The 24,390-nt window shown below is 48.5% G+C and carries 16 protein-coding genes; 3 read left to right on the top strand and 13 right to left on the bottom strand.

Annotated features, from left to right (window positions below; translation table 11 throughout):
- Positions 1 to 100: 100 nt before the first annotated feature.
- From NBH14_RS22960 to NBH14_RS22920, 9 genes are all read right to left on the bottom strand, one after another.
- Positions 101 to 1,075: a FecR family protein gene (locus NBH14_RS22960; protein WP_186961402.1), complete on the bottom strand. Its 975-nt coding sequence runs from the start codon at positions 1,073 to 1,075 to the stop codon at positions 101 to 103.
- Positions 1,076 to 1,144: 69 nt separating this feature from the next.
- The gene (locus NBH14_RS22955) at positions 1,145 to 1,708 is read right to left on the bottom strand and encodes an RNA polymerase sigma-70 factor (protein ID WP_128134069.1); all 564 of its coding nucleotides are present in this window, start codon (positions 1,706 to 1,708) and stop codon (positions 1,145 to 1,147) included.
- A gap of 219 nt (positions 1,709 to 1,927) precedes the next feature.
- Positions 1,928 to 4,825 (bottom strand): glycoside hydrolase family 38 N-terminal domain-containing protein, encoded by a 2,898-nt coding sequence (locus NBH14_RS22950; RefSeq protein ID WP_186961403.1) that lies wholly within the window; start codon positions 4,823 to 4,825, stop codon positions 1,928 to 1,930.
- Positions 4,826 to 4,831: 6 nt separating this feature from the next.
- Positions 4,832 to 5,977 carry an MFS transporter gene (locus NBH14_RS22945; RefSeq protein ID WP_128134070.1) on the bottom strand — a complete coding sequence of 382 codons (1,146 nt, stop codon included), beginning with the start codon at positions 5,975 to 5,977 and terminating at the stop codon, positions 4,832 to 4,834.
- A 16-nt stretch (positions 5,978 to 5,993) separates the two neighbouring features.
- Positions 5,994 to 8,366 (bottom strand): GH92 family glycosyl hydrolase, encoded by a 2,373-nt coding sequence (locus NBH14_RS22940; RefSeq protein WP_186961404.1) that lies wholly within the window; start codon positions 8,364 to 8,366, stop codon positions 5,994 to 5,996.
- Between the two features lie 21 nt (positions 8,367 to 8,387).
- On the bottom strand, positions 8,388 to 9,476 hold the full coding sequence (locus tag NBH14_RS22935) for an ROK family protein (protein WP_186961415.1): 1,089 nt from the start codon (positions 9,474 to 9,476) through the stop codon (positions 8,388 to 8,390).
- A 30-nt stretch (positions 9,477 to 9,506) separates the two neighbouring features.
- Complete coding sequence (locus tag NBH14_RS22930) at positions 9,507 to 11,258, bottom strand: class I mannose-6-phosphate isomerase (RefSeq protein ID WP_186961405.1); 1,752 nt, start codon at positions 11,256 to 11,258, stop codon at positions 9,507 to 9,509.
- Positions 11,259 to 11,459: 201 nt separating this feature from the next.
- The gene (locus NBH14_RS22925; RefSeq protein WP_128134072.1) at positions 11,460 to 12,758 is read right to left on the bottom strand and encodes a GH36-type glycosyl hydrolase domain-containing protein; all 1,299 of its coding nucleotides are present in this window, start codon (positions 12,756 to 12,758) and stop codon (positions 11,460 to 11,462) included.
- A gap of 323 nt (positions 12,759 to 13,081) precedes the next feature.
- A complete protein-coding gene (locus NBH14_RS22920) occupies positions 13,082 to 18,616 on the bottom strand; it encodes an alpha-2-macroglobulin family protein (RefSeq protein ID WP_186961406.1) in 5,535 nt (1,844 codons plus the stop codon).
- A gap of 286 nt (positions 18,617 to 18,902) precedes the next feature.
- Here NBH14_RS22920 and pbpC point away from each other — a divergent pair, with 286 nt between their 5' ends.
- The 3 genes from pbpC to NBH14_RS22905 all read left to right on the top strand — a co-directional run bounded on the left by pbpC (position 18,903) and on the right by NBH14_RS22905 (position 21,948).
- Positions 18,903 to 21,224, top strand: coding sequence for a penicillin-binding protein 1C (pbpC, locus tag NBH14_RS22915; protein WP_186961416.1), 2,322 nt, complete (start codon positions 18,903 to 18,905; stop codon positions 21,222 to 21,224).
- A 101-nt stretch (positions 21,225 to 21,325) separates the two neighbouring features.
- Positions 21,326 to 21,649 carry a hypothetical protein gene (locus tag NBH14_RS22910; RefSeq protein WP_186961407.1) on the top strand — a complete coding sequence of 108 codons (324 nt, stop codon included), beginning with the start codon at positions 21,326 to 21,328 and terminating at the stop codon, positions 21,647 to 21,649.
- Positions 21,634 to 21,948, top strand: a complete 315-nt coding sequence (locus NBH14_RS22905; protein ID WP_186961408.1) for a type II toxin-antitoxin system RelE/ParE family toxin — start codon at positions 21,634 to 21,636, stop codon at positions 21,946 to 21,948. The genes NBH14_RS22910 and NBH14_RS22905 overlap by 16 nt, the downstream gene beginning before the upstream one ends.
- A gap of 6 nt (positions 21,949 to 21,954) precedes the next feature.
- Here the strand turns inward: NBH14_RS22905 and NBH14_RS22900 are convergent, their stop codons facing one another.
- The 4 genes from NBH14_RS22900 to NBH14_RS22885 form a co-directional block, all read right to left on the bottom strand.
- On the bottom strand, positions 21,955 to 22,806 hold the full coding sequence (locus tag NBH14_RS22900) for a D-Ala-D-Ala carboxypeptidase family metallohydrolase (RefSeq protein WP_186961409.1): 852 nt from the start codon (positions 22,804 to 22,806) through the stop codon (positions 21,955 to 21,957).
- A complete protein-coding gene (locus NBH14_RS22895) occupies positions 22,799 to 23,002 on the bottom strand; it encodes a hypothetical protein (RefSeq protein WP_186961410.1) in 204 nt (67 codons plus the stop codon). The genes NBH14_RS22900 and NBH14_RS22895 overlap by 8 nt, the downstream gene beginning before the upstream one ends.
- A gap of 37 nt (positions 23,003 to 23,039) precedes the next feature.
- On the bottom strand, positions 23,040 to 23,489 hold the full coding sequence (locus NBH14_RS22890; protein WP_186961411.1) for an HU family DNA-binding protein: 450 nt from the start codon (positions 23,487 to 23,489) through the stop codon (positions 23,040 to 23,042).
- Between the two features lie 211 nt (positions 23,490 to 23,700).
- Complete coding sequence (locus NBH14_RS22885) at positions 23,701 to 24,228, bottom strand: hypothetical protein (protein WP_186961412.1); 528 nt, start codon at positions 24,226 to 24,228, stop codon at positions 23,701 to 23,703.
- Between the last annotated feature and the right edge of the window lie 162 nt (positions 24,229 to 24,390).

The raw sequence follows: 24,390 nt of genomic DNA, 5'->3' as shown, positions 1-24,390 counted from the left end.
CGAATGGATGCGGGAACGTCTTTCGGCCGTTTTTTTATTCTTTATATTTCCATAGGCAAATGATGATTTAAAGGTTGAACATATTTTATTCTCTCAGTCTTTATCGTATTATAATATTATTGTTTTCTTCATCTTTAATATAAGTGAAATAATAGACTTTCCGCAATGTACGGAGTGCACTTTCCACCCCATCCCTCTGCCGGAATTTTCCACTAAACTTATATTTCATGAGCTTGCTGTTATTGACCGTTATCACAATATCATAATATAATTCAAACTTCTTTATTATGTCTTCAAACGGGACGTCATCAAAGGCATAAATACCTTCTTTCCACAGCAGAAAATCGGTATTGCCCATAGGGCGTTTCACTAATTTATTATCCTTTAATTCCACACATTCGTTTGGATTCATAAACAGCGCCTTTTCCTCGTTCATACGTTCATATACTTTCACCGAACCTTCCAGCAATGCCGTATTAAATTCTTCCCGGCCTTTATAGGCAAACACATTGAACTTCGTTCCCAGGACTTTTATATCCAGTTTCTCCGTTGACACCACAAAAGGTTTATGTTCATTATGTTCAACATCGAAAAAGGCTTCCCCGTCCAGTTCCACTTTACGTTCTTCACGGGCAAAATGATTCGGATAGCGGAGCGTGGAACGGGCGTTCAACCAGACAGTCGTTCCGTCGTGCAGTTTCACCATCGCCCGTTGTCCGGACGGGGTCGTAAATTCCTCGTAAGTGACCATTTCTTCTGCCGGTTCCCGGTCATTCATGACCATCCAGGTCGAGAGAATTGTTATACAAATGGCAGCGGCATAACCGGCAGCATGTTTAATGATATGTATCGGATAACGCTTTTTCCTGCAATGGGTCTGTTTGAAAGCGGCTAATTTATCCACAGCCTCAAATTCGTCATTTTCATTTGGTAACCAGGAAGATAAAGCATACAGGTTCTGTACAGAAGAAAAGTCTTTCCTCAACTTCTCATCTGTCTGGATCATCGAGAATAACAACTTTCTTTCGGCTGCCGTTATTTCTCCTTCAAAGTATTTTGTTATTAAAATGTGCATTTTCCGGCTTTTATACAAGGAGAGCGTTTCAAAAGCGGTTTCCTCCTAAAGCCGTTGTACAAATAAATATTATTTAACATCTAAAAGAAAGAGTAGCAGGGGCAAATAGTCCTTCAACTCTACACGGAGTTTTCTCAGGGCAATGGTCATCTGGTTTTCCACCGTACTTACGGTTAAGTTAAGTTCATTGGCTATCTCACGGTTTCTCTTTCCTTCGATACGGCTTTTAAGAAATACCTGCCGGCAGCGTTCCGGAAGTTTATTGATTGCCGTCATCAGAATTTGTTCTATTTCTTCATCGGAAGTAAAAGAGTAATTCAATAATTCAAGGGCGGTTAACTTCGCACTAAGCTCCTGTTTATATTCATCTGCTATTACCTTGTGCCTGAGGTAATCCAGGGATTTATTTTTAACCAGAGCGAAAAGATAAGAGACTAAACTGATCTGTATATCCAACACTTCCCTCTTTTCCCACAACAGGAGAAAAACATCCTGTACTATATTCTCCGCATCTTCGTCAAACAATACATATTCTTTAGCAAAACGGAACATACGGGAATAATATAGAACATAGATTTTGTCAAAATTATTCCGTACATCTTTCAGCAAAATATCTGTATTTTCCACTTGCATTTTTATATCAGGAGTTACTATTCTTTACAGAATACCATAGACATGAATGTTATAATCACAGCAAAGATATAAAAGATACTTTCACGGCAATAAAGTTCAGGTAAGAAATATTTATTTACCAAACGTATCAAGGGGAATAATAAAAAAATGCCACTTATGAAAATCCTTTATTACAGAAGGATAGTTTCATAAGTGGCATTGCTTTATCTTACAGATAGATTACCAGGAAAGTTTTATAAACTTATTCTCCCAGGGGACAAAGTCGGTTGTTGCATTTCCGGCAACCGGGTCTCCCACTACATCACAAACAGTGACTTTCGTAAAGTTGACCTTATCGGAAGTAACGGCAAATTTAGCCGATTTTCCTGCAATCTCACGCAACTGAAGCATCACGGCGTTTTCTCCTTCAACAGGTTTCATATTCACCAACAACAAATTGTCGGATGAGATATTGAACACGGAAGCAGGAGATACGACTTTGCTTCCCTTCGCTCCCGCCGGCAATACGCGGGTCAGGAACGGGATGCGGTTCTCCCAGGCAAAACGGGTGGCATAACCAATCGAGTTGTCTTTGCTTGAATTGATAAAGTAACTCCATTGCAGTTCACCCATCTGGTCGGCATTGAAATTGGTTACCCAATAGTTGTTCATCGGCCAGGAATACATATTGGTGGACTGGGGAACAGCACCAGCCTTATAGCGTCCGGTGTTGATTGCCCCGAACTGCATCAATGGTATTTCAGGGCTGCCCATCACTACCTGCGATTCGCTGTTACGCGCCGTAGCAAAGTTCTGGACGGTGTACCAATCGTTCGATGAACCGGGAATCTGGTCTACACCCGCTTCGATCGTTCCGCCGGGAACATCCAGGAAAATCTTACCCTGATTCACCTCAAACGGGAAAGAGATATAGACAGCTTCAGGATCGGTAATGGCTTTTTTACGCAGACGGTAAACAATATCGATCTTCTTTGTCACATTGAATACACGAAACTCGACCATCAGGTTGTTCGGTTCACGACCGGCAACAGTCTCGCCACGGAAACGATACGTATCCCAGATCGCTCCCTTTTCGTAACGCTCGAAACGAATCCGTTCGGGACGGCGGCGAAGGAATTGCGGTGCGCGGTACTGTTCCATCGGATGACGGCTGTCGATGATCTCGTAGATAAATTCGCCCAGCTCCCACTCGGCATTCGGGGTGGTCAGCTCCTTGTTCAGTTCCTTGTCGAACAGTTTACTGATGGTTCCCTTGCGAGTATTGAAGTCGATGGCATACCAGGGATTCTCGACATGAGCATTCTCCAATTTATCAGCCAATTGCACGGCAGGACGAGGCTCGTCTTTCACCTTTATATAATATTGGGCATACCCGAAGGCAGGTACGTCTTTCACGTAAAGCGACCAGTAAGTACCGTCCGAACGGCTTTCCGCCGGTTGCGCAGGAATGATATTCCCGGAGGCATCCACTATTTCAAAGGCTTTCTCGCGAGGTAATATCTGGTGATCGATATACACTTTGGCTATACCGCTATACGCCCAGTTCAACGTATTGAAGACAGCCACCGAGGGATATTCAGCTTTCGGAACAAACGACTGCAATAATCCCATCGTCACTTCTCCCAGCAAACCGGAATGACGGTAAGCCTCCCAGGCATACGATTGTTTCAGGGAACGCTGCTCCCAGGTTTCCTTGCAATAGGCATCACGGACGCTTTCGCTGTAACCGAATGTATGTTCATCATAAAACAGCAGGGCCTTGTTGATGTCGTATATCTGGTTACCGATCTGAGCAGGAAGTTTGGCTCCCAGCATACCGGCAAAAGACAGGCCTGCCTGATTGGCGATAATGTCCGAATGGGTGATACGGGAAATAGCCGCTTCACGGGCACCGGAAGCAAAACCGTCTGTCCACCAGTCGGGCCATGCGCCACGGATGGTCTGTATCTTATCGGCATAGTTCGATTCCACCTCTTTGATGAACTCGCTAGCCACAGCTGTACGTATTTTAGGCCATTCATATTTCTCATTCCATTTCATCAACATCTCGCAACTCTTTGTCGAAGGAGGTGAATTATCCGTGAAATAACCGGAATGCTGGGCAGCAACGATATCGTACGGATAGTTTTTGGCTTCCATCTCTCCTAAATAATTCAGTACACGTTCCTCGAACTGTTCGAAGTTATCAGTATGGATGCCAAAGAAGTTACCCATATTATAATGTTCGGCACGATAGGCCAATACCTTCTTTCCCGAAGGCGATTGCCACCAAAAAACAGTCGGATAATCGAAACAAATCAAGGCACGATGACCGTGTGTTCCCATATTGACATATTTCACACCTGCATCGGCAAAAAATTCGGTGAAGCACCAACCGATACCGTTCACATCGTTCTGCATAGCGACTTCCGCTTTCATTCCAGCTTCACGGAAGGCCTTCAACGGGTAAAGGGAGGCGGCCAATGTCTGTTCGTCGGGCAGTTCGTCGAAGTTCAGATACATGGCAGCCAGTTCGATGCGTCCTTCGGCTACCCGCTTTTTCAGACGGGCGATCTGTTCGGCAGGGCGGCATTTCAGGTATTCGCTAACGGCCCAGGCAATTTCGCAGGTCCAGCGGAACTTGGCAAAGTCGGGGTAATTATCGGTAGCGTCGCAATAGTCGAGAGCATAGTCGATGTAGCGGAGATGTTCTGCCAGGATTTCAGTTTGCGAACGGGTGTAGCCAATATCGGTATGCGTATGCTGCACCATATTCATCTGCCAGTGACGGACAGGTTTTACTTCCACCCGGATAGATTCTTGTTCCTTACCGACAGTTACTGTCAGAGGCAACTGCACGGCAGACTGTACCTGCGGTATCTCAAAAAAGAAGGGATTCGGCCCGTCATTCAATTTCACTTTCCGGGACTGATCGCCCAGGGTAATCGTTGCATTGGCGGAGGCTCCTTCGTGTTTTACCGTAACCCGTACTTTCTGTACCGGGCCTTTCGCTGTTTTATACAAAGCGGGAAAGAGATGCGTCTCGATCCCCGGCGGAGCGGTCGAAGCGCTCCAGACAAAGGATGACATGGCAAACAATGCCAGCCCTGTCAGGAATAAGGTTTTAAGCGTTTTCATAAGCATCTATTTTTTATCGATTCTAAAAGAGATTATACAAATATAAAGGATGCAAAGCATGAGGATAGACAATCCGGCAACCTGTCCGAAACCGTCGGCTACAATTCCCATCAACGGCGTTATCAAGGCACCACCGGATACTCCCATGATCATCAGGGCGGATATTTCATTTGCCCGTTCCGGCTTGTGCTGAAGGGCGTATGAGAAGATGATCGAAAAGACATTCGCACACGCCAACCCTACAATAACGATCATAACAAACATGCTCCACATATCCGGAACCAGCAACAATAAGACAAATGCCGCTATCGCAACAAACATGCTATATTTCAGGAAGCGGGCACCGGAGAGCTTCGCCAGCAGGAAAGCTCCGGCAAACGAGCCGATCGTACGGGCGGCAAAATAAAGGCTGGTACCTAGTCCGGCTTCGGAAACGGGCATACCTGTCCGTTCCATCAGCAACTTGGGGATAGTAGTGTTCAAGCCGACATCTATGCCGACAATAAAAAGGATCCCCAGGAACAGGGATACGATATATTTATCCTTGAACAGGGATAAGGTGGTAGCAAAGGTAGCCCCGGCCTCTTCCAGCTTTTCCTTTCCCGGGATCGTGGAGATCAGCCAGATCGTAGAGATCAGTGTCGTTACTGCGTAAACAAGGAATATCAATTTCCAGTCACCCCAGAAAGAGGCAGCCGCCCCGGCAATGATCGGGCCGAGGAAAGAGGAAATCGACTTGATAAATTGCCCCAGAGTCAGGACACTCGTAATACGGTCCGGACTAACCACATTAGCCACCATCGGATTCAGGGAAACCTGTAAAATAGTATTACCGATCCCCAATAAGGCAAAGGCCAGCAGGATACAGGCAAAGTCATAAAAGAACAAAGGCAGCAACATCGCCAGGGCTGTAACAGCCAACGCGATGACCACCGTGTTACGTCGTCCGACCTTTCCCATCATGACTCCTGTCGGAATAGAAAACAGGGCGAACCAAAGGAAAACCATCATCGGAATCAGGTTTGCCAATGTATCAGACAATGAGAAGTCTACCTTTACATAGTTGGTTGCTATGCCGACAACATCTGCAAAGCCCATCACAAAGAAACCGAAGAGGATGGGGTAAATGGCTTTCGAATTTTGTTTATTCATGGTATGTATTGTTTTTTCAATAATCATTGTATGTATCTACCGGCTGATTCCCCATGTCCAGTTCCAGACGTCCTCCGGCTGCAATTGTTTCAAAAGGAATGCGGGTAGCCGGATAGACTTTACCGTTCAAACGGTACTGCTGAACGTAATAGTTTTCTTTGCTGTTGTTCTTTGCTTCGATAACAAATTCTTTTCCTTTATAATATTTATTATTCAGCTGAATCGTTATTTTATCGAATACAGGGCTGCCCAAAGCAAAAGAAGGTTGCAGGTCTGTCAGTCCTTTGACATCGAATAGTCCCAGGGAAGCGATCGCATACCAGGCACCCAACTGCCCCTGGTCTTCATCCTGCCCATAACCGTAACCATGAATACCGTCCGTTCCATAGAACTCGTCCAGAATGGCACGTACCCATTTCTGGGTCAGCGAAGGACGTCCTGCCTCGTTGAACAGCCAAGAGATATGGAGGCAAGGTTGGTTGCCATGATTATACAAAGTTTGCAGACCGGCAAAGGCTCCGACTTCTGTGCCACCGCTGAAGATCAGCTCACGGGAAACAGTAAAGATACTGTCGAGACGCTGATTGAAAACATCGGCTCCGACTTTGCCGACCAGACCTTCCGCATCATGCGGCACATAGAACGTGTACTGCCAGGCATTTCCTTCCTGGAAACCGCGCCATACCTGCATCGGGTTGAAGTTATCCATGAAACTTCCATCAGCCTTCTTCGGATGAACAAAATTAGTGGACGGATCATAGATACGTTCCCAGCCTTTCGACAGCCACATCAGTTTATCATAGTCATCAGTCTTACCCAATTTCTTTGCCCATTGAGCGACTGCCCAGGCACTGTAAGAATATTCTAATGTATGGGAAGCGGAGAACATAAAGGCCTCGTCGGGACCATCCCCCTTATCCAAATGGGGAACGTAACCGTACTCAAGGAATTTATCCGTATCGACCTTACCGGCTCCCAACGGACGGTTTTCGCCATCCAGTTCATTCTTACGGGCAGCTTCATAAGCGAGGTCGACATCATAATTGCGGATACCGCATTGATAAGCACCGGCAAAAACAGCTCCCAACAAATTCGTACCTACACCTGAAACATACCGGCTACAGGCTATACCGTCACCTAGCCAACCGGCATCCTTATATACCAGCAGATGACTGCTGATATAATCGGCATAATATTCGGGAGCGATCAACGCCCAAACCTGTGCCAGATTCCATTGGCCACCCCAGATACCGTCTGTATTATAGAAATTATGAGCTGGCTTGCCATTTTCCAGAGGTATCTGCCCTACACTACCGTCGTTGCGGGGATAAGCTCCGTTTACGTCGCTGGCAAGACCACGTCCCAGCAGGGCATGGTAAAGGCCTGTATAGAATTTCACCTTATCTTCTTTGACCGGTGTCTCCACCCGGATGCGTCCGAGGTAGTCTTCCCATTGCCGGTGAGCCGCGTCTTTCGCCTCGTCAAAGGTTAGCGTGCGGGCTTCCGTATCACGGTTCAGACGGGCATTTTCCACAGAGGTATACGACAGGCCGACCTTGGCAGTAATGCTTTCTCCTTCCGTAGTCTTATAGGTAAGATATAATCCCGAACCGACTCCGGAAACCTGTTTGGCATCCGGCTGTACCTTTTCACCGATGAAGGTGCCGTATCCGGAAGGCTGTTTATCCAACTGGGCGGAAAAATACAACGGAACTGTTGCGCCCGGCTGGTATTTCTTTACATATTCCGGCAAGGTAATCACCCAGCCTTCAACTGTCCCGTCATCGTTCAACGTGACGGAGGCATCCTTCACGGCACCGCTTTCGCCCTGCCGGTTACCGATATCGAACAGGATACGGCTTTCTTCGGAAGCAGGGAACGTATAACGCTGAAAGGCCACGCGAGGAGTAGATGTCAATTCTGCCCGGATATGGTAGTCTTGCAGATTCACAGAATAATAACCGGCAGTGGCAATCTCTTCCGAATGATCGAAGCGGGAACGGTAACCGCTTCCGGTCGAATCATTCACGGCACCGGGGACAGTCTTCAACTCACCCACCGTCGGCATCAGGACGATACCGCCCACCTGAAACTCGTGGAGACAGGGAAAACCTTCAATGGAAGTATCGCGATAGTCATAGCCGGTTGCTTCCCAGCCGGAGTTATTCCCCAAATGAGCGTTTGTCGACGGAGCAGGTTTGGCCATACCGAAAGGAGAGGCTCCCGGAGTGAAATGGAACCAGCGGCAATGTGCCGTCCCGATACGTGGCTCCACATATTGGGACAGGTTCTCCGTAACCGCCTTCTCTTCTTTCACCGGCGAGCAGGAAACAGCCAGCAAGCCTGTCAGAAGGGTGAGAACCGGAGTTATTAAACAGTTTTTATTCATGGCGTATTTATTTTTATATTCTTATAAATGATTCAAAGCATATACGTAAGCTCCCAAAGCGACCGAGCGGCTGGCTCCCTGCTTACTTATCATGACACCGATGCGTTTGCAAGGGTCGTAATCCACCTGGCGGTCCGAACCGGGAACAGGTATCTTCACCGCTTCCCCTCGGGCAAACCGGTTGAAGTCCGCTTCGTCATCCAGGTTGAATGCTTTGCTTTGCAGACGGCTGAAACGGCTTCCGTCCATCATACCGGTCTCGCTGTTCATCTCTTCAAGCAAGGCAGGCATGAAATATTTGGCAGCACCGGTCAGTCCTCCGCCAATCACGACCAGACCGTCGATCAAAGTGATGGCCTGCGCTATGGCATCCCCGGCCATTTCCCCCAGTTCGGCAAAGGCGCGGCGGGCGGCATCCTGATTTCCGGGACGGGTACCTTCGGCAATATCGAAAATATCCTTCGGAGTCAAAGCGGAAGTGTCGCCGGAAAGCTCGCGATAGACATGTTGCACGGCTCGGATACTGACACTTTCCTCTACGATATATTGCTGGTGTTTCTTATTGCGGAAGCACCAGATATCACCTCCGGCGGCATTGTCTCCCATCAGCAGATCACCATTGATCACGACTCCGGCACCAAAACCGGTACCGAGTGTTACGCCGAGCAGATTTTTATAACGCTTAATGCTTCCCGCCTTTTCCAGACGAAGATTTACCTCCGGCAATGCTCCGGTAAGGGCTTCGCCATAAGCAAAAAGGTCGCCGTCATTATTGATGAAGACAGGGATGCCGAACTTTTCTTCCAGATACGGCCCTAACGCTACGCCTCCGCGGAAAGAAGGAAAGTTCGGCAGGTTACCGATAATACCGGCCGGATAATCGGCTGGTCCGGGAAAAGCAAAACTGATGGCAACCGGGGCTTCCGTCAGTTGTTCGCGAATCCGGGAAAATCCTGTGGCCAATTGTCCCAGGCATTGTTCCAGATCACAGGCACAAGAGGGCAACGTTATAGGAGTCACTATCTCATTTCCCCCACGGATAGCCGAAAAGACCAGGTTGGTCCCTCCGGCATCAAGGGTCATTACTATGCGGTTATCGTTATACATTATATATATGTGTGTTTAATTGATATTCGATTATTATCCTTTCGTCCGTACATAAGCCTTGATCGTTCCGCAGGTTTTTCCTTCTGAAATGCCATACGGGCGGATCGTGTAATCACCGACTACGGCAGGTACGATAAATGTCTCGGCATAATGAACGATAAACGGTTCGAACGCATTTACCGGACTTTCCACGATCAGTTCATCTCCTTCTATCACATTAAAAACGTTGACTCCCCCACCTGTATTGTGCGGCACTGTGCCGGTAAACCAGTGGCGGCGGGTTTCGATAAACTCATTTTCATGCAGACCAGTACGTTCTTCTACCCAGCCTTCGCCTTCGGCACGCGGTTCGAAATGGTTGACCAACTGGTCGCGTACAAACTCCGTCTGCCGTTCCCATTGTATCACATGCGAACCATGGGTGATGTTGATAGGACGCGGTTTGCCGTCCAACCCCAGGCGTCCCCAGTCCCATAACTTAAATGTGAAAAGGCTCGGGGTAGCACTGATCTCCAGTACCATCGCATTAGAACCGGAGCAATGGATAGTTCCGTTCGGGATCAGATAATGATCATGTTTCTTGGCCGGCCATTTGTTTACGTACTTCTCCGTATCGAACGGCTTACCCGATACCTGGGCTTCATTCAATGCGTCGATCATCTCATCCGGGTTCACGCCCGTTTTCAGACCGAGGTAAACGGTTGCATCCTCTCCGGCGTCCAGCAGATAATAACTTTCGTCCTGTGTATAATAGATACCGAACGTATCACGGATATACTGGGTAGTCGGGTGTACTTGCAAACTGAGGTTGCCCCCTCCCATCGTATCCAGGAAGTCGAAACGGATCGGGAAATCCTGTCCGAAGCGCGATTCGACCGGGCCTCCCAACAAGTTACGGGTTTGATAAAATACAAGATTATTAGAGGCCATCTCAAACAGTTCGCCTTCTACTTTCAGGTACAGGCTGTTCTCTTCGGGCACGCAGTCGAAACACCAACCGAAGTTTGCCTGCTCCTTATCGAGGTCGCAGACTTCCTTCATCCACTGGCCTCCCCAGGGGGCCGGGTCGAAGAAAGGAACCACACGGAACGGTTTACGGGCTGTCTTTTCCAGTCCGGCACGCAGGGTTTCGCCGGTTATCATTTTAGGCATACCGGGGATATGAGTGTCCAGCCAGTAATCTGCTTTCGGTAACAGTTGTTTTTTCAGGGCGTCACAGACATTCCAGTCTATGAAATATCCACGTTTGTAATGGAGCGAAGGCGCTTCCTCCCGGTTTCTTACTCCCAGGCCGTCGATCTTTCCCTGGCGGAAACGTTGTTGTATTTCCCAACGTGCCATATCGACATAGACCAGTACATCAGCTTCGGGGACAACCTCTGCCGCAGCATGCCCGTAGACGATTACCAGTCCGGTCGCAGCTTTTATCTTTTCCCGGCATTCTTTTACTTTGTCCGCATCCAGGAAGTCTGCATAGTAAAACGGGGCGCGGCGTCCAAAAAGGCGATCGTCTGTCAGATAAGGACGCGTCATCTTCTCAATGTCTTCTACGCCTTTAAAACATTGATCCGAATGAATCATCAAAGAAGGATGCAATGTTGCCAGGTGTTCAGCCAGTTCCTCCGGGTATACACCATGGTAACATTCAATGACAACGACCTTTCGCGCCAACTCTTCCGGGACGTTGCATACGTCCTTCAACTTATCCAGAACAGACTCCCAACCTTTCCAAAGAGCCCCGTCGACGATTGTCGAAGGGCTTTTATCGTAATTACTTTTTCTCATTTATATAATGTTTATTATTATCTGATTTGAATCTGTTTATAGCAACTGGTTGTAACCGATTCCCCTCTTGAGAGGGGGCAGGGGGTGTGTTATCATTCCGCCCCATAACTAGCTTTAACACACCCCTTATCCCCTCTCAAGAGGGGAAACAGTTACTCCCGTCACTATAAACAGATAGCTCACACCTTTTATTTTGTCTCTTTATTTATTCTCTTCCGACCATTGATTGAACATCTCGATAGCTTTCGCCAGTACCCCGGCCGATCCTTTGAAATGACCGGAACCGCTGGGTACGCCACCTTTGCCGTACCATTCATAAAATCCCTGATTCTTTATGACGCGGTCGATCATCGGACGCACTTCTTCGTAGGCTTCCTTCACCATACCGTTGGCAATAAGCTGCTGGATCATACGGCCGCCGAACCAGGTCCAGTCTCCCCCATTCTGATAGATATAGGGCTTGGACATTCCGCCACGGAAGAATCCTTCCGGATAAGTAGGATACAACGTAAGACCGATACTCGGCATACCGGACAGACGGACATTCTCCAACATCTGCGCATTGACAACGGCTATTTCTTCGGGAGACAACAGGCCGGCTTCTATCGCGATGGCGGTTCCTCCGTGATAATGCACGTCCAATTCGTTAAAGCCTTCCGGTATCGGAGATTTCTCCAGGTAGATATGGGGAATAAACTTCTGACGCTGTTCATCCCAAAGATGTTTGCGGGTATTCGCTGCTATATGCTGGCGAAGTTCTTTCCAGCGGGTCTTATCCACATTGTCCGCAGTCATCTCCTGCATAAAGTCGAGGGCGATGATAAACATGGCATTGTCGTAGACATCGATCGCGGGGTCCGACAATTCATTCATATCGCAGCCGAAATCGTCGTTGGGTTGCACGTCGCCCCAGTCTGCCGTCATGGCTCCGTAGAGAAGGCCATATTGTTCGCTATAACGTTCCTTCATCAGATAGTCGATCATTCCGACCATACGATCGTAAACGGTGCGGCCGGCTACCACTTCGTTCAGGATAGAGGTGTCGCCGGTCTTACGGATATACTTTCCTACGATATGGATCAGGGAAGATTCCTGGTCGGTTTCGACCGTATTCTTGAAAGCGACATGGTCGGGAGCGGCATCGGAATAATAAGGATGATCGTCACCCCAGTTGAAGTCTGTTTTCAGGACATATCCGTCTATCATCTCGTCGTTTGGCTGTTGCAGGGCAAAAAACAGCAGGATCGCATTGCGCAGATCGGACGGGTTGCTTTCTTCGCAGGCCACTTCAATAAAGGTATTCATATCGCGCGCCCATATCTGGGAGTAACCGCTTCCGGCATTAAAACCGCTACGGATTACAGCACGGGCCATACTGTCGACGGTATGAAAACTTTGGTCGGCCAGGATATCCCCGGCTAACTGTTGAGTCGCTGTAGGTGCTGTACAGGATAGAAGTCCGCTACAAAACAAAGCAAAGAGTAAGTGTTTTTTCTTCATGAATCAGTTGTATTTATCCACGGCAAAGATAAAAAGGTTACTTCTGAATAAAACAAGCATTTGTTTCGATGTAGTTGGATTATCTTACGATTTGGAAGTCCGGGAATGCTGGTCAAACGGTGAAAGTGACCTTCCTAGACCTAGGGAATGAACTTTAAACGGTGAAAAGTCATTTCTTAGACCTAAGAAGTCTACTTTAAACGTTTGAAACACGTCTTTTAGGCCTAAAAGATGAACTTTCACCATTTAAAAGCCACTTTTTAGGCCTAAGAAGTCCACTTTAAACAGTTAACCGGGATTTCTTAGACCTAAAAGACTCTTTTTCATTCTACAACCACTTCTTTCCCTTCGGTATTCGCCCGTACCAGATTATCGTACATGGCTTCGCAATAAACCGGAGGCAGATAGAAGCGTCCCGGATAAACGGCACAGAGGTTGATCTTTACCGTCACCTGGCGGCCGGAAGGCAGATAGTCGATATAGCTATACACCTTGTCGTCGCGGATATCCTGGTAATTTATGCCTGTGGCCGTCTTGTCCGTCGCCCCGTCGTTCAGGAAGCGGGTGTTCAGGATTTCCCAACCGGCAGGGAATATTTCCGTCAATACCAGGTTGTTTATGCCGCGGGCGGTAGGATTCTTGACCGTCACCACGGCTACGAAATTCGTTCCCTGCTGCATGTCGGCTATATTCACAGCCCGGCCGTTCTGGTCGGTGTAGCTGACGGCCAGCGACAGACCGTTCGCATAGGCTTCTTCCTTGCCTTGTTCCGGGATACCTTCGGTAATGATGCGGGCGAACAAGGTCGATGTTCCGGTGTTCTTTAGTTCTACGGAGGCGGATGCCCCTGCCTTTTCCAGCAAGGTTTCTGTCCATACGTTCTTGACGGAGCTGACTTTGTCATTCTTTCCGGCGCAGGAATAGGTGAAATCCATCGATCCGCCCACCTTGTATTTTGCCATGTATTCGGAGAGGGATACCAGGGCAAAGGCCGTGGATTGCGTACTCAGCCAATCGTCCGACGAAAGTTCTTTCGAGATGTCACGGGTGAGCAGGGCAGCTTCCTTACCGTCTCCCAGCAGGGTGAGCGTCATCAGGCGGATGGCCTGGTCGCGCAAGTCGCTGCCGAATGTAAGGTCGTAGTCCGAATAATCTGTTTTCAGCTCCGTAGTCTTTTCGATCAGGTTCTTTGCCACGTCGCTACGGCCGATCAAGGCATAGGCGGAGGCAAGCAGCCAGCGGCTCATCGGTTGCAACGATTTATTTTCTTTCAGACGGTTCATGGCGCCTACTTCCGGCGTCTGTCCCAAAGCGAGGACATAGAGGCGATAAGCTTGCGTCATCTCTTCCGAACGGGAATAATAGGAGTTGACGGGCTTCCAGTCGCGTGCCACACGACGGAGGTTATTCAGGACATTCCGCTTCATGCCGTCGGGCACCAGATATCCTTTCGTCTCGGCAGAAAGCAGGAAGTGGGTGGCATAGACCGTTCCCCAGGCATTGCTGCTGGTTCCGCCGGGCCAGTAAGAGAACGCACCGTCTACCGTCTGGTAAGAACGCAAGCGGCGGATGACTTCCTTTACAGCGTTTCCGGTCGTAGTCTGCTGCGCCTTCGACAAAGCGGCAAATTCACCGACATACAATTGCGGGAAACCTTTGGAGGTGATCTGTTCGACGCATCCGTGCGGATAACCGATCAGGTATGACAGGCGGGAAGACAGATTCAAAGGCGGCACGTCGGATACTTCGAGGGTTAACGAATTGGTACCTTTCATTCCCGGCATCTGAACCGTTTCTTTCCAGGACTTGCCGGCTTCCAGGGTGACAGGCAATACCTTCACCTGCGGACGGGAGACTGAACGTATCTCGATATCCGTCGTGTAAACCGACTTATCGCCTTTGCCCGATGCAGTGATCGTTACGCGTCCGGCTCCCGGCTGGTCTTTCACCTTGATACGGAACGAGGCTTGCTTGTCACTCTTCTCCGTAAAGTTCAATTGCTGGGTGGCCGGCCCCACGACTTCCATATTATCGGAACAACTGATCGAGACATTGACATTTCCGACACCGTTCTCGGTAGCAAATACGGTGGCCGGGACAACCATCTCTTCACCGACACCAATCACACGGGGCAACGTTCCGAGCAACATCACAGGCTTGCGCACGAAAACGCTCTTGTCGGCATTTCCGTAGGCTTCACCGTTGCCGGCTACGACCATGACCTTCACCCGACCGTTATAATTCGGCATCCGGTAGGAATGACGCTGCTTCTCCCCTTTCTTCAGCAGGAACGGGCCGTCGAACATGACAACCGGCTTGAAACGGTTCACAATGGCTTTCGGTCCCTTGTTAAGGGCATCGTCGCCACCGATGCTGAACAATTGTTCGATACGTCCGCCGTAAGCGCCGACTACGAAGTTATACATATCCCAGGTACTTACGCCCAGGGCTTCGCGGGCATTGAACGCCTTCCAGGGTTCAGGGGTGCGGAAACGGGTAAGGTCGAGCAGGCCTTCGTCCACAATGGCTAAGGTATAGGCCATTTCACGGCCGTCCTTTTCCGAAACGGTTACCTCATAGTTGGCTTCCGGCTTGATCTCGTCCGGTATACTGATCTGGGGATATAAATGACTTTCCGGAGAGGTCACCGTGAACGGGACAACGCCGTACATACGGATCGGCAAATCGTTTTTCGTGATTCCGTGAGGCTGCAACAACGTTACATAAACGTAGGCATTCGGCTGCATCTCTTTGGTCACGTCCAGTTTGATTACGGTCTGTTGGTCGTCACAGGTATGCTCGGTGACAGACAGTACCTTCGTGCCGTTTTCTATGCTGACAACGGCACGGCTTCCTTTGGCTGATGGGATGGTGATAACCAGTTTCTCACCCGGCTGGTAATTATCCTTATCCGTCTTGAAGGTCAGCATGCTGGCCGATTCGCTACCGTCGGCATTCCTCCGCCCCTCGTTATAAGGCCAGTCAAAATAACTCATGACACCGGTCGAATGCTTGCTTTCCTTATCCTTCACGGAAATAAAGTAAGTGCCCCACTCTTCATTGCTGAACGATAAGCTAAAGGTCCCGCGCCCGTTCTCCCCGGTGCGGACTGTCATATTTTTGACAGGTTTGTTATAGGAGTCGGAGACATAGTTTGCCAGGCTACTGTTGTCGGAACTCCACCACCAGTACCAATACACTTTATAGACCTGTACCTCCAGTTCCGTATTGGCCTGCGGGTTGCCCAGGTAATCGGCCGAAGCAACTTCGTAGGTGTAATTGCTTCCCGTATTGAGTTGTTCGCGTGTCTGCTGCGGCGACTTGATACCGGCATAGCGCTTATAAGGCGAATACAACATCCGGTTGGCATCGATACTGAAATCGCCCGATTCTTCATACACACGGGTAACGAAGTTAGCCATCAACATACCCGGAGCCGTCGAACCGATCTCAAACTTCGCCTGCACAAGGGCGTCTCCCTTCTCGTCGGTCGTTCCGGAAATCAGTTTGCTCTCTTCGCTGTTAAACACTTTCGAAGGATCATCGAAATAGAAATCCTTAAATCCGCTGAAAGTGGTCGGTGTAGAGATAAAGGTTCCCTGAATATCGTATTTAAGGTTCCTTGCCGTTGCTCCCTGCAACCATTCCGTATGCAGACGTGCGTTCAGCGGTTCGCCGCGCAATAATGTCTTTTCGGGCATGGACAGGTCGATCTTCAGACGGTTCGGCTTGATGGATTCCACACGCAGGCGTTTGGTGAAGCTGACGCCTCCCACGTTTACAGTTACATTCCAGGCACCTGTCGGTGCATCCGGTTCCGTCGGCATGGCAAACGAATACACACCCAGTTCTCCCCGGGTCTGTGTCTTACGCAGATATAATTGTCCCAACGGGTTATACAGTTCCATTACCACCGGATGGTTGGCGGGAAGTTTTTTGGCACGGTCGTTCAGCATAAAACTCAGGAACAAGGTATCGCCCGGACGCCAGACGCCCCGGTCACCATAGATAAATCCTTTAATGCCTTTCTGTACGACCTCGCCGGAGACATCGAAAGAGCTTAACGACAATGCCGATCCGCCATCCACACGCAGGTAAGAGCGTTCATTTCCCAAAGAGGCGATCAGATAGAAAGGCTTGCCCGAAGTTATCTTCAGACGGGTCTGTCCCTGACTATCCGTAATACCCGATGCCAGCTGCTGGTTCTGGTAATTGTAAGCTGCGACATTGACACCATTCTCCGGATGGGTCGTCATCAGGTTATGCACCAGGACCGTCATTTCATTATCCTCACCCGCCATCGCTATCAGGCCGAGGTTGGTTGCCAACACATTCTTGCCTTCTACCTTATTATAATAGTAACTGTTCGAACAAGGGTCATTCCGTTCACTGTAATTATAATCACTCCAATCGAAATCACCATTATAATAATAGTATCCTCCATTATCGAAACGCGAACTTTCCTCTTTGAATTTGATTTCATCTTCAGCAAGCAATTGCTCGCGGGAGACTTTCACGGAATCGTCACAGGGATAAGCCGACAGATCTTTATTGAAAGAAAGTTCGACACGATAAATGGCGCCGGGTTCAGGCTCCATCATTTGTTTCATATCGATAGCATAGGTGTTCCATTGGGAAAGATCGCTGCCGCCTTCATCCAGGAAGATCGTCTTACGTGCGACCAGGCGCCCCACACGCATCAGGTCCGAAGTCCCGTCCAGATTATTCACTTGGAGGAACTGGCCGATATTCTGTTCCAGTATCTTTATCACACGTACCACAACGCCACGAAGATAAACGGCCTGGAAAGGTACGATCAATTGAGTGGATTGCGGTATAATAACTCCCTGCCCGACAAACCTGACATCCGGCAGAAGGCTGCTGATCTCGACCTGGCGGGTAATATCTTCTTTCAGAGTAAGGCCGTTCTTACTACGTATCTGATGGTTCAGATGTACATTCATAACTCCCGTACGTTGGGCATCGGGATATAAACGCAGACGGTTCCCCTCCACATTCACCGTTTCGGAGGTATTCCCGGCGATAAAGGCCAATCCCTGCATATCCTGCGAAGAATCCAGCTCTTTGGAGAACGTCACTTCCACATACCGTTCCGGTTCCGTCACATAAGTCACGTCATAAACCTCAAAATCGTTCATATCCGGGATACTTACGGATAGCAACTTATCTTCGGCAACACTCAGTTTATTCGGGGCAACGGAAAGGGTAAGCGTACGGCTTCCGTCGGTTCCGGCCTGTACATTCTGCAAGGTAACCTGATGTTTTTTACCGTCGGGGCTGTGTTGCCATATGGCATCCGCCTTTTCTGAGAAGCGGACCAACGATTCAACTGTTTCCGGCGTCTCCTTATCGGGGGTCAGCAAAGTACACAGTACATCATAACCGTTCTCGTTCTTCTTGTTAATCTCCATCGATTCCAGATTGGCACGCAACGCCATAGGGAAAGTAGAAAAGCCGAAGGTAAACTGCTTGTCCTTGCCTGTCACATCAAACCATTCGGAAAGGTCGGCCGTCAGCTTGTAGGAGGTATTCCGGTCAAACTCTTTTGCAGGTTTGAAGACGATAGTCCGATTATTCTCAAAAGAGAACTCTCCGGCTATATCCGGTTTGATGCGGACCAGCTTCGACAACCGGTCGCTCTGTAATTTATCCTGTGGTATATCCTGATTGAATATCAGATACACCGGTGTATACCTGGATATTTTACCCGAGGTAAACGCTTCCACATGCGGGTTAAAAGGCAACTCTCCCGTCTCGCCTTCACTGCTCTTCGAAGTACAACTGCCCAACAGGCACAGCAAATAGCATAAACACATCAAATAAAGACACCTTGCCATATTTCTTCCAATTAACGGTTACTACTTATTCAAGATCAAACAGATAATTCACGAATATAGGGATTTGGTATATTCTATAATCCTACAAATATAAAGAATTAATTCCACGACAAAGCATATTCAACTCTATCTTTCAGTTTTTATCTTTATCTTTGGTAACTAAAACGAGCACATACCGAACTGTTCAAACAAGATGTATTATACGAGACTCATAACCTCCTTCAAATCGAACCGTAAAAAGATTCTTATCTTCTTTTTGCTGTTTATCCTGTTTCTTTGGGGAGGGATGTACCTGCTGGTTCCCCGTACCCTGTTTCCCGTATCTTACTCGACATTACTTTACTCTTCGGAGGGTAATCTGCTGGGGGCGAGGATTGCACCGGACGGGCAATGGCGGTTTCCGGCGACCGATTCTCTGCCGGATAAATTCATTACCTGCCTGACAACTTATGAAGACCGTTATTTCTTTTATCATCCGGGGATAGACGCGGCAGCCATTCTGCGTGCCGCCTATCTGAATGTCCGGTACCACCGCGTCGTCAGCGGAGGAAGTACACTGACCATGCAGCTGGCACGCCTCGCCCGGGGAAACCGGGATCGTACCGTGTACGAAAAAAGTATCGAGATGTGTTGGGCGCTCTTCCTGGAAACGACCCATAGTAAAAAGGAAATACTCAACCTGTATGCTTCCCATGCCCCCTTCGGAGGGAACGTTGTCGGCATCGAGACAGCGGCCTGGCGTTATTTCGGACGCAGCGCCTCCGATCTCTCATGGGCGGAAAGCGCCACACTGGCCGTACTTCCCAACTCTCCCGCCCTTATCCATCCGGGCAGGAACCGGAAACAATTGAAAACAAAACGCGACAAACTCCTGCACACGCTGAAAGAAAGAAATATCATTGACAATACCGAATACGAACTATCCTGCATGGAACCTCTGCCGGAAGCCCCGGTGCCCTTGCCCAACGAAGCTCCTCATCTGCTGGAACGGCTGGCCGCCGGTACACCGGGAATACGTATCACCTCATCGGTACAGTATTCTTTACAGAAACAAACCCAGGAACTCGTCAACCGTTATGCCCGGGAATACAGCACTTCCAACCATATCCATAACCTGGCAGCCCTTATCGCCGATGTGGAAACCGGAGAAATCCTGGCCTATGCCGGGAATGCCACTTTCCAGGCTGATGAAAAACGGGGAAACCAGGTCGATATCATCACTTCCCCACGTAGCACGGGGAGCATCCTGAAACCTTTCCTTTATGCCGGAATGTTGCACGACGGACAGATACTCCCTTCCACCCTCGTATCGGATGTACCTCTGAACATCAACGGTTTTATGCCGCAGAACTATAACAAGACATTCAACGGTGCCGTCCCTGCCCACCGGGCAATCGAACGTTCGCTGAACGTTCCTCTGGTCCGCATGTTGTCGCAATATAATACCGGCCGTTTCATGACCTTACTGAAGACATTAGGTATGACCTCCCTCCGTTTCTCGGAAGAACATTACGGAGCGTCCCTGATTCTGGGAGGCGCAGAAGGTACTTTATGGGATATATCCGGAATGTATGCCTCCCTGTCCCGGGTTCTCACCCATTACCACCCCTACAACGGGCGATATAATCCGCAGGATATTCATCCGTTGACTGTCCTACGTGGTAAGGGCGGTTCGCGAACCGCCCCTACCGACACCCCGATCCGGTCGGTCGCCGACCTACGACTTACCGACAAACCCCTTCTTTCAGCCGCCTCCATCTGGTTTACTTACGAAGCCATGTCCGCCCTCAACCGCCCGGAAGAAGAAGCCGACTGGCAACAATTCGAATCGATGAAGCAGATCGCCTGGAAGACCGGGACCAGTTACGGAGGACGCGATGCCTGGGCTATCGGGACTACTCCCCGCTATGTCGTCGGCGTATGGGTGGGAAATGCGTCCGGCGAAGGTCGCCCGGGCCTGACAGGAGTAGGAAATGCAGCCCCTGTCCTCTTCGACCTCTTCTCACTGTTACCCGGCAGCGGTTGGTTCGATATGCCTTACGACGAACTGGAGCAGGCGGTGATCTGTCGCAACAGCGGACACAAAGCCTCCCGGATCTGTGATCAGACGGACACATTATATATCCCCCGTTCCGGCATCAACACCCCGGTATGTCCTTACCACAAACTCGTCCATCTATCGGCAGACAGACGTTTCCGTGTAAACAGTTCCTGCGAGTCTGTCGACCGGATGATCACCCGTCCCTGGTTCGTGCTCCCGCCTTCACAGGAATATTATTACCGTAACTACCATATCGACTACATTCCCCTCCCTCCCATCAAACCGGGATGCGAACAAGCACAAAGCCGGCAGATCGAACTGATCTACCCGGAACACAACGCCATCTTATACTTACCGAAAGGATTCTCCGGCAAACAGGAGAAGTTTATCTTCAAAGCCGCCCATGCCCGTCCCGACGCCACCATCTACTGGCATCTCGACGACACGTACCTTGGAGAAACAACGGACAACCACCAGATCGCCTGCACAGTGGAGTCCGGAAAACACATGCTCACTCTGATCGACAACTGGGGTAATCAGCGTAAGATACTTTTCGAGGTGAAATAAGAGGCTTCTGCTTATTTCTTAAGAAAGATTCAACTATTTATCTAAATACACAAGGAATTTACTACATTTGTAACATAACTTAAAAAGACAGATAACCAACCATGACAAAAAAGAATTATCCTTTACCGGAAGAAATTCCATCTAATGTAAACGAGCCCCAAGCAGCATACGGTCTCAATGCCGATCATTTACGGATGGAAATGATGCGTGAAGTTCTTCGCATTAACGACACCAATCTTTTACGTAAGGCACTGGACTATATCCGTGATCTAGGTGAAAAACAAACAACAGAATGTCCACCTTGCCAATACACCCTCGAAGAATTGAATAAACGTCTGGATATAGCCGAAGAAGAAGCTCGCCAAGGTTTAGGATTGACAACAGAAGAACTCCGTAAAAAACATCCAAGATGGAATATATCGTAAAATGGATGCCTATTGCACAACTTGACCTGGAAGATATTTACCAATTTTATCTGCCCAAAAGTGAACGTGCAGCCAATAATATATGGAACAGCTTAGTAGAATCAGCCGATCCTCTTAAGATATTTGCTTATTCAGGGCCCATAGAACCCCTTTTAGCCAACAGGAAAAAAGAGTATCATTCATTGGTTGTCGAGAAACATTTCAAACTTATATACTATATAGAAAGTAATATTGTATATATCGCAGCAGTTTGGGATACTCGCAGAAATCCTGAATATCTGAAAGATTCAGTAAAATAGAACAGCTTATTTCTTACAATTTCTTTTCAGCCATATCACTCCTGTAATCAATAAGCCTCCCCCGACTACCACCAATATCAAAACCCGATAGCCCGTTGCGCAATGTTCTTTCTGTGTAAGTGATCTTTCTTCCGTATATGCGGACCTGGATTGTTGTGAACCGGTTTCGGTAATAAGGCTGTCGGTTTGGTGGGTGGTATGGAGAAGACGGGCGAAGGTGATGCTTTGCAGGGGTTGCCTGCCGGACGTGTCTGGCGGAAGATAGATGATTTGCTTTAATTCCCAGGATAAAGAGTCGTGAAGGGCTGAATGTTGTTGAAGTAAAAGGCTGTCACTACGGATGAAAACGACGGAATCGCTGTAACCGTACTGTTCCGATTGGCGTATGTTCCTTCTTAATCCGCAGCCCGGGAACAAACAAATAACACAAATCATATAAACAAGTACCTGCATCCGGTTCCTTCCGAACTGCTTTAAGGAAAGATGCAGGAAACGGCGGCGTTTGTATAAGATAGCCTGGTCGAAAGGGAGGCCGGAGTTTTGCAGAGCTGCCAGTAGTTGCTCCGGTCCCTCTGCCACATAACAATCAGCAGCCTCCCCTTTCCGGTGCTGGCTGGCAACAACACCGCCGGCAAGACGGTTCACGGCATCGCTACGGTATCCGCTAAGGATCGCAACAGGGGATTTGTAAAACTTCCGTAAAGGTTCCAGCAAATAAGTAACCAGATGATTCAAAGCCGTCTTTGCTGCGGCAGGAGGCGTGTTGTCGAGTGCATTTTCTACCGCGATACGGCTGTAGGTAAACTCTTCCAAAGCGAAATGCTCGCTCAACATAGTCTTGTGATTTGTGTTATTCATTGTTTTTGATTTTAAATTTATAGGTATAATCCACCCCGAAAAGGGCACCGGCAAACGTACTGATTTCCCCGAAAGCCACCAATACGCTGTTATCAATCAATCCCTGCGGATCAATCCAGAATCCGCTGAAGAGAAGGACAATCCCGCTCATTGTGAGCAGGATTGCAATAATCAACTGAACCGTCAACCGTTTCATAACTTTACATATTGAACCGCCGATCTTCAATACTCAATTACTCAATCTCCGGTCTGTCACCACCACTTCCTCCACCATTCTCTTCCGCCTTATCGTCAAGCGCAATCTTCTCGAAACTCGTCCGACTTTTAGCTACGCGCAATGCCTTTCCCGGGAAGAAACGAACCTTCGGCTCGCGGATCATGTTCGTTGCAAAACTCTTTTCATCAGGCACCCCTTCCGACCCGAAGTTATAGCGGAAATGTCCCAGGTCTCCCACCTGTACCCTTCGCCCGTGTTGCATATGGCGAACCAGCACAACGACCGTACGGTCGATCACCGCCTTTACCCCGGCGCTCCCCACACCCGAACTGTCGGCAACCTCTTCCACAAATTCATCAAAAGGAACATAATCGCCACACACCATCTGTGCATAAATTTTCTCCGGAACTTCTTCCTGATCCGGCCCCATGTTCTTTCTCGTAACCAGCTTAAACTTCATTGCCATAATAATTAATGCATTAAATGAATAATGTATGAATTATATGCCCGCTATCGGAGCACATAACAAAGATAGGACAGCAACCAAACGGGTATTCTGCCGGAATACGAAAACCACTCACCCGAAAAGAGGAATTCCCCCGGGCAAAACCTGTATATTGACTAAAACTTATTTTCTCCCGCATATTCCGGCAGACGATTATGGCCGTTATTTATACTTATTTAGATTTAAACGGGATATGTCCCGCTCCGTCCCGCAACTCAGCAACAGTTATTAACAAGTCGATATCGTCGACCGTCACAAATTTGGTGCGCAGGCAATCGCCGATGTATTCCACCGAACAAGGGAAAGGGAAGACCAGCAGAAAACAGAAGGCAACATCCAGATAACACGGAGATCCCCCATTCTTCCGCCCTTCCAGCAAGGCTATTACACGCAAGATCAAATGAGGGTTCTTCAGTTGAAAAGTCATTTCACCCAGGATCGTATCCTGATGTAAGGAGTCTAGGGCTTCTGCCCGGTAGCGGCTGAACAGGGAGAGAAGAAAATCGCGGTAATACGGTGGCAATTCATTCCAGTCACAAAAGGCGGCTTCGCGTACCGCCTTTAAAACTCTGACCTGTTTTTCTGAAGGCAATTGGTTGAGCTTATAGATGAACTTATTTACGGAAGGCTTCTCGCCTCCAAAGAGATCTTTCAGATTATTCCACATTATTATATATATATTCGCAAAAAGCTGGCTCATACCTTGTCAGAGTTTGAGTGTTTCTGTTATTATCAAATATGAACTATCCGATTATTGACCGGTTGTACCTGGCTCCCCTCTTGAGAGACTGTGTAAAAACATATCTCAAAAAGATCTTTGACATTTTGTATAGTAAATAGAAAGAAAATTAGTTCTGGAAAA

The sequence above is a fragment of the Parabacteroides caecihominis genome, assembly GCF_023656785.1.
GTDB lineage: Bacteria > Bacteroidota > Bacteroidia > Bacteroidales > Tannerellaceae > Parabacteroides > Parabacteroides segnis.
Note: the sequence above shows the minus strand (reverse complement) of the source record. Positions and strands in the feature narration are given on the sequence as shown.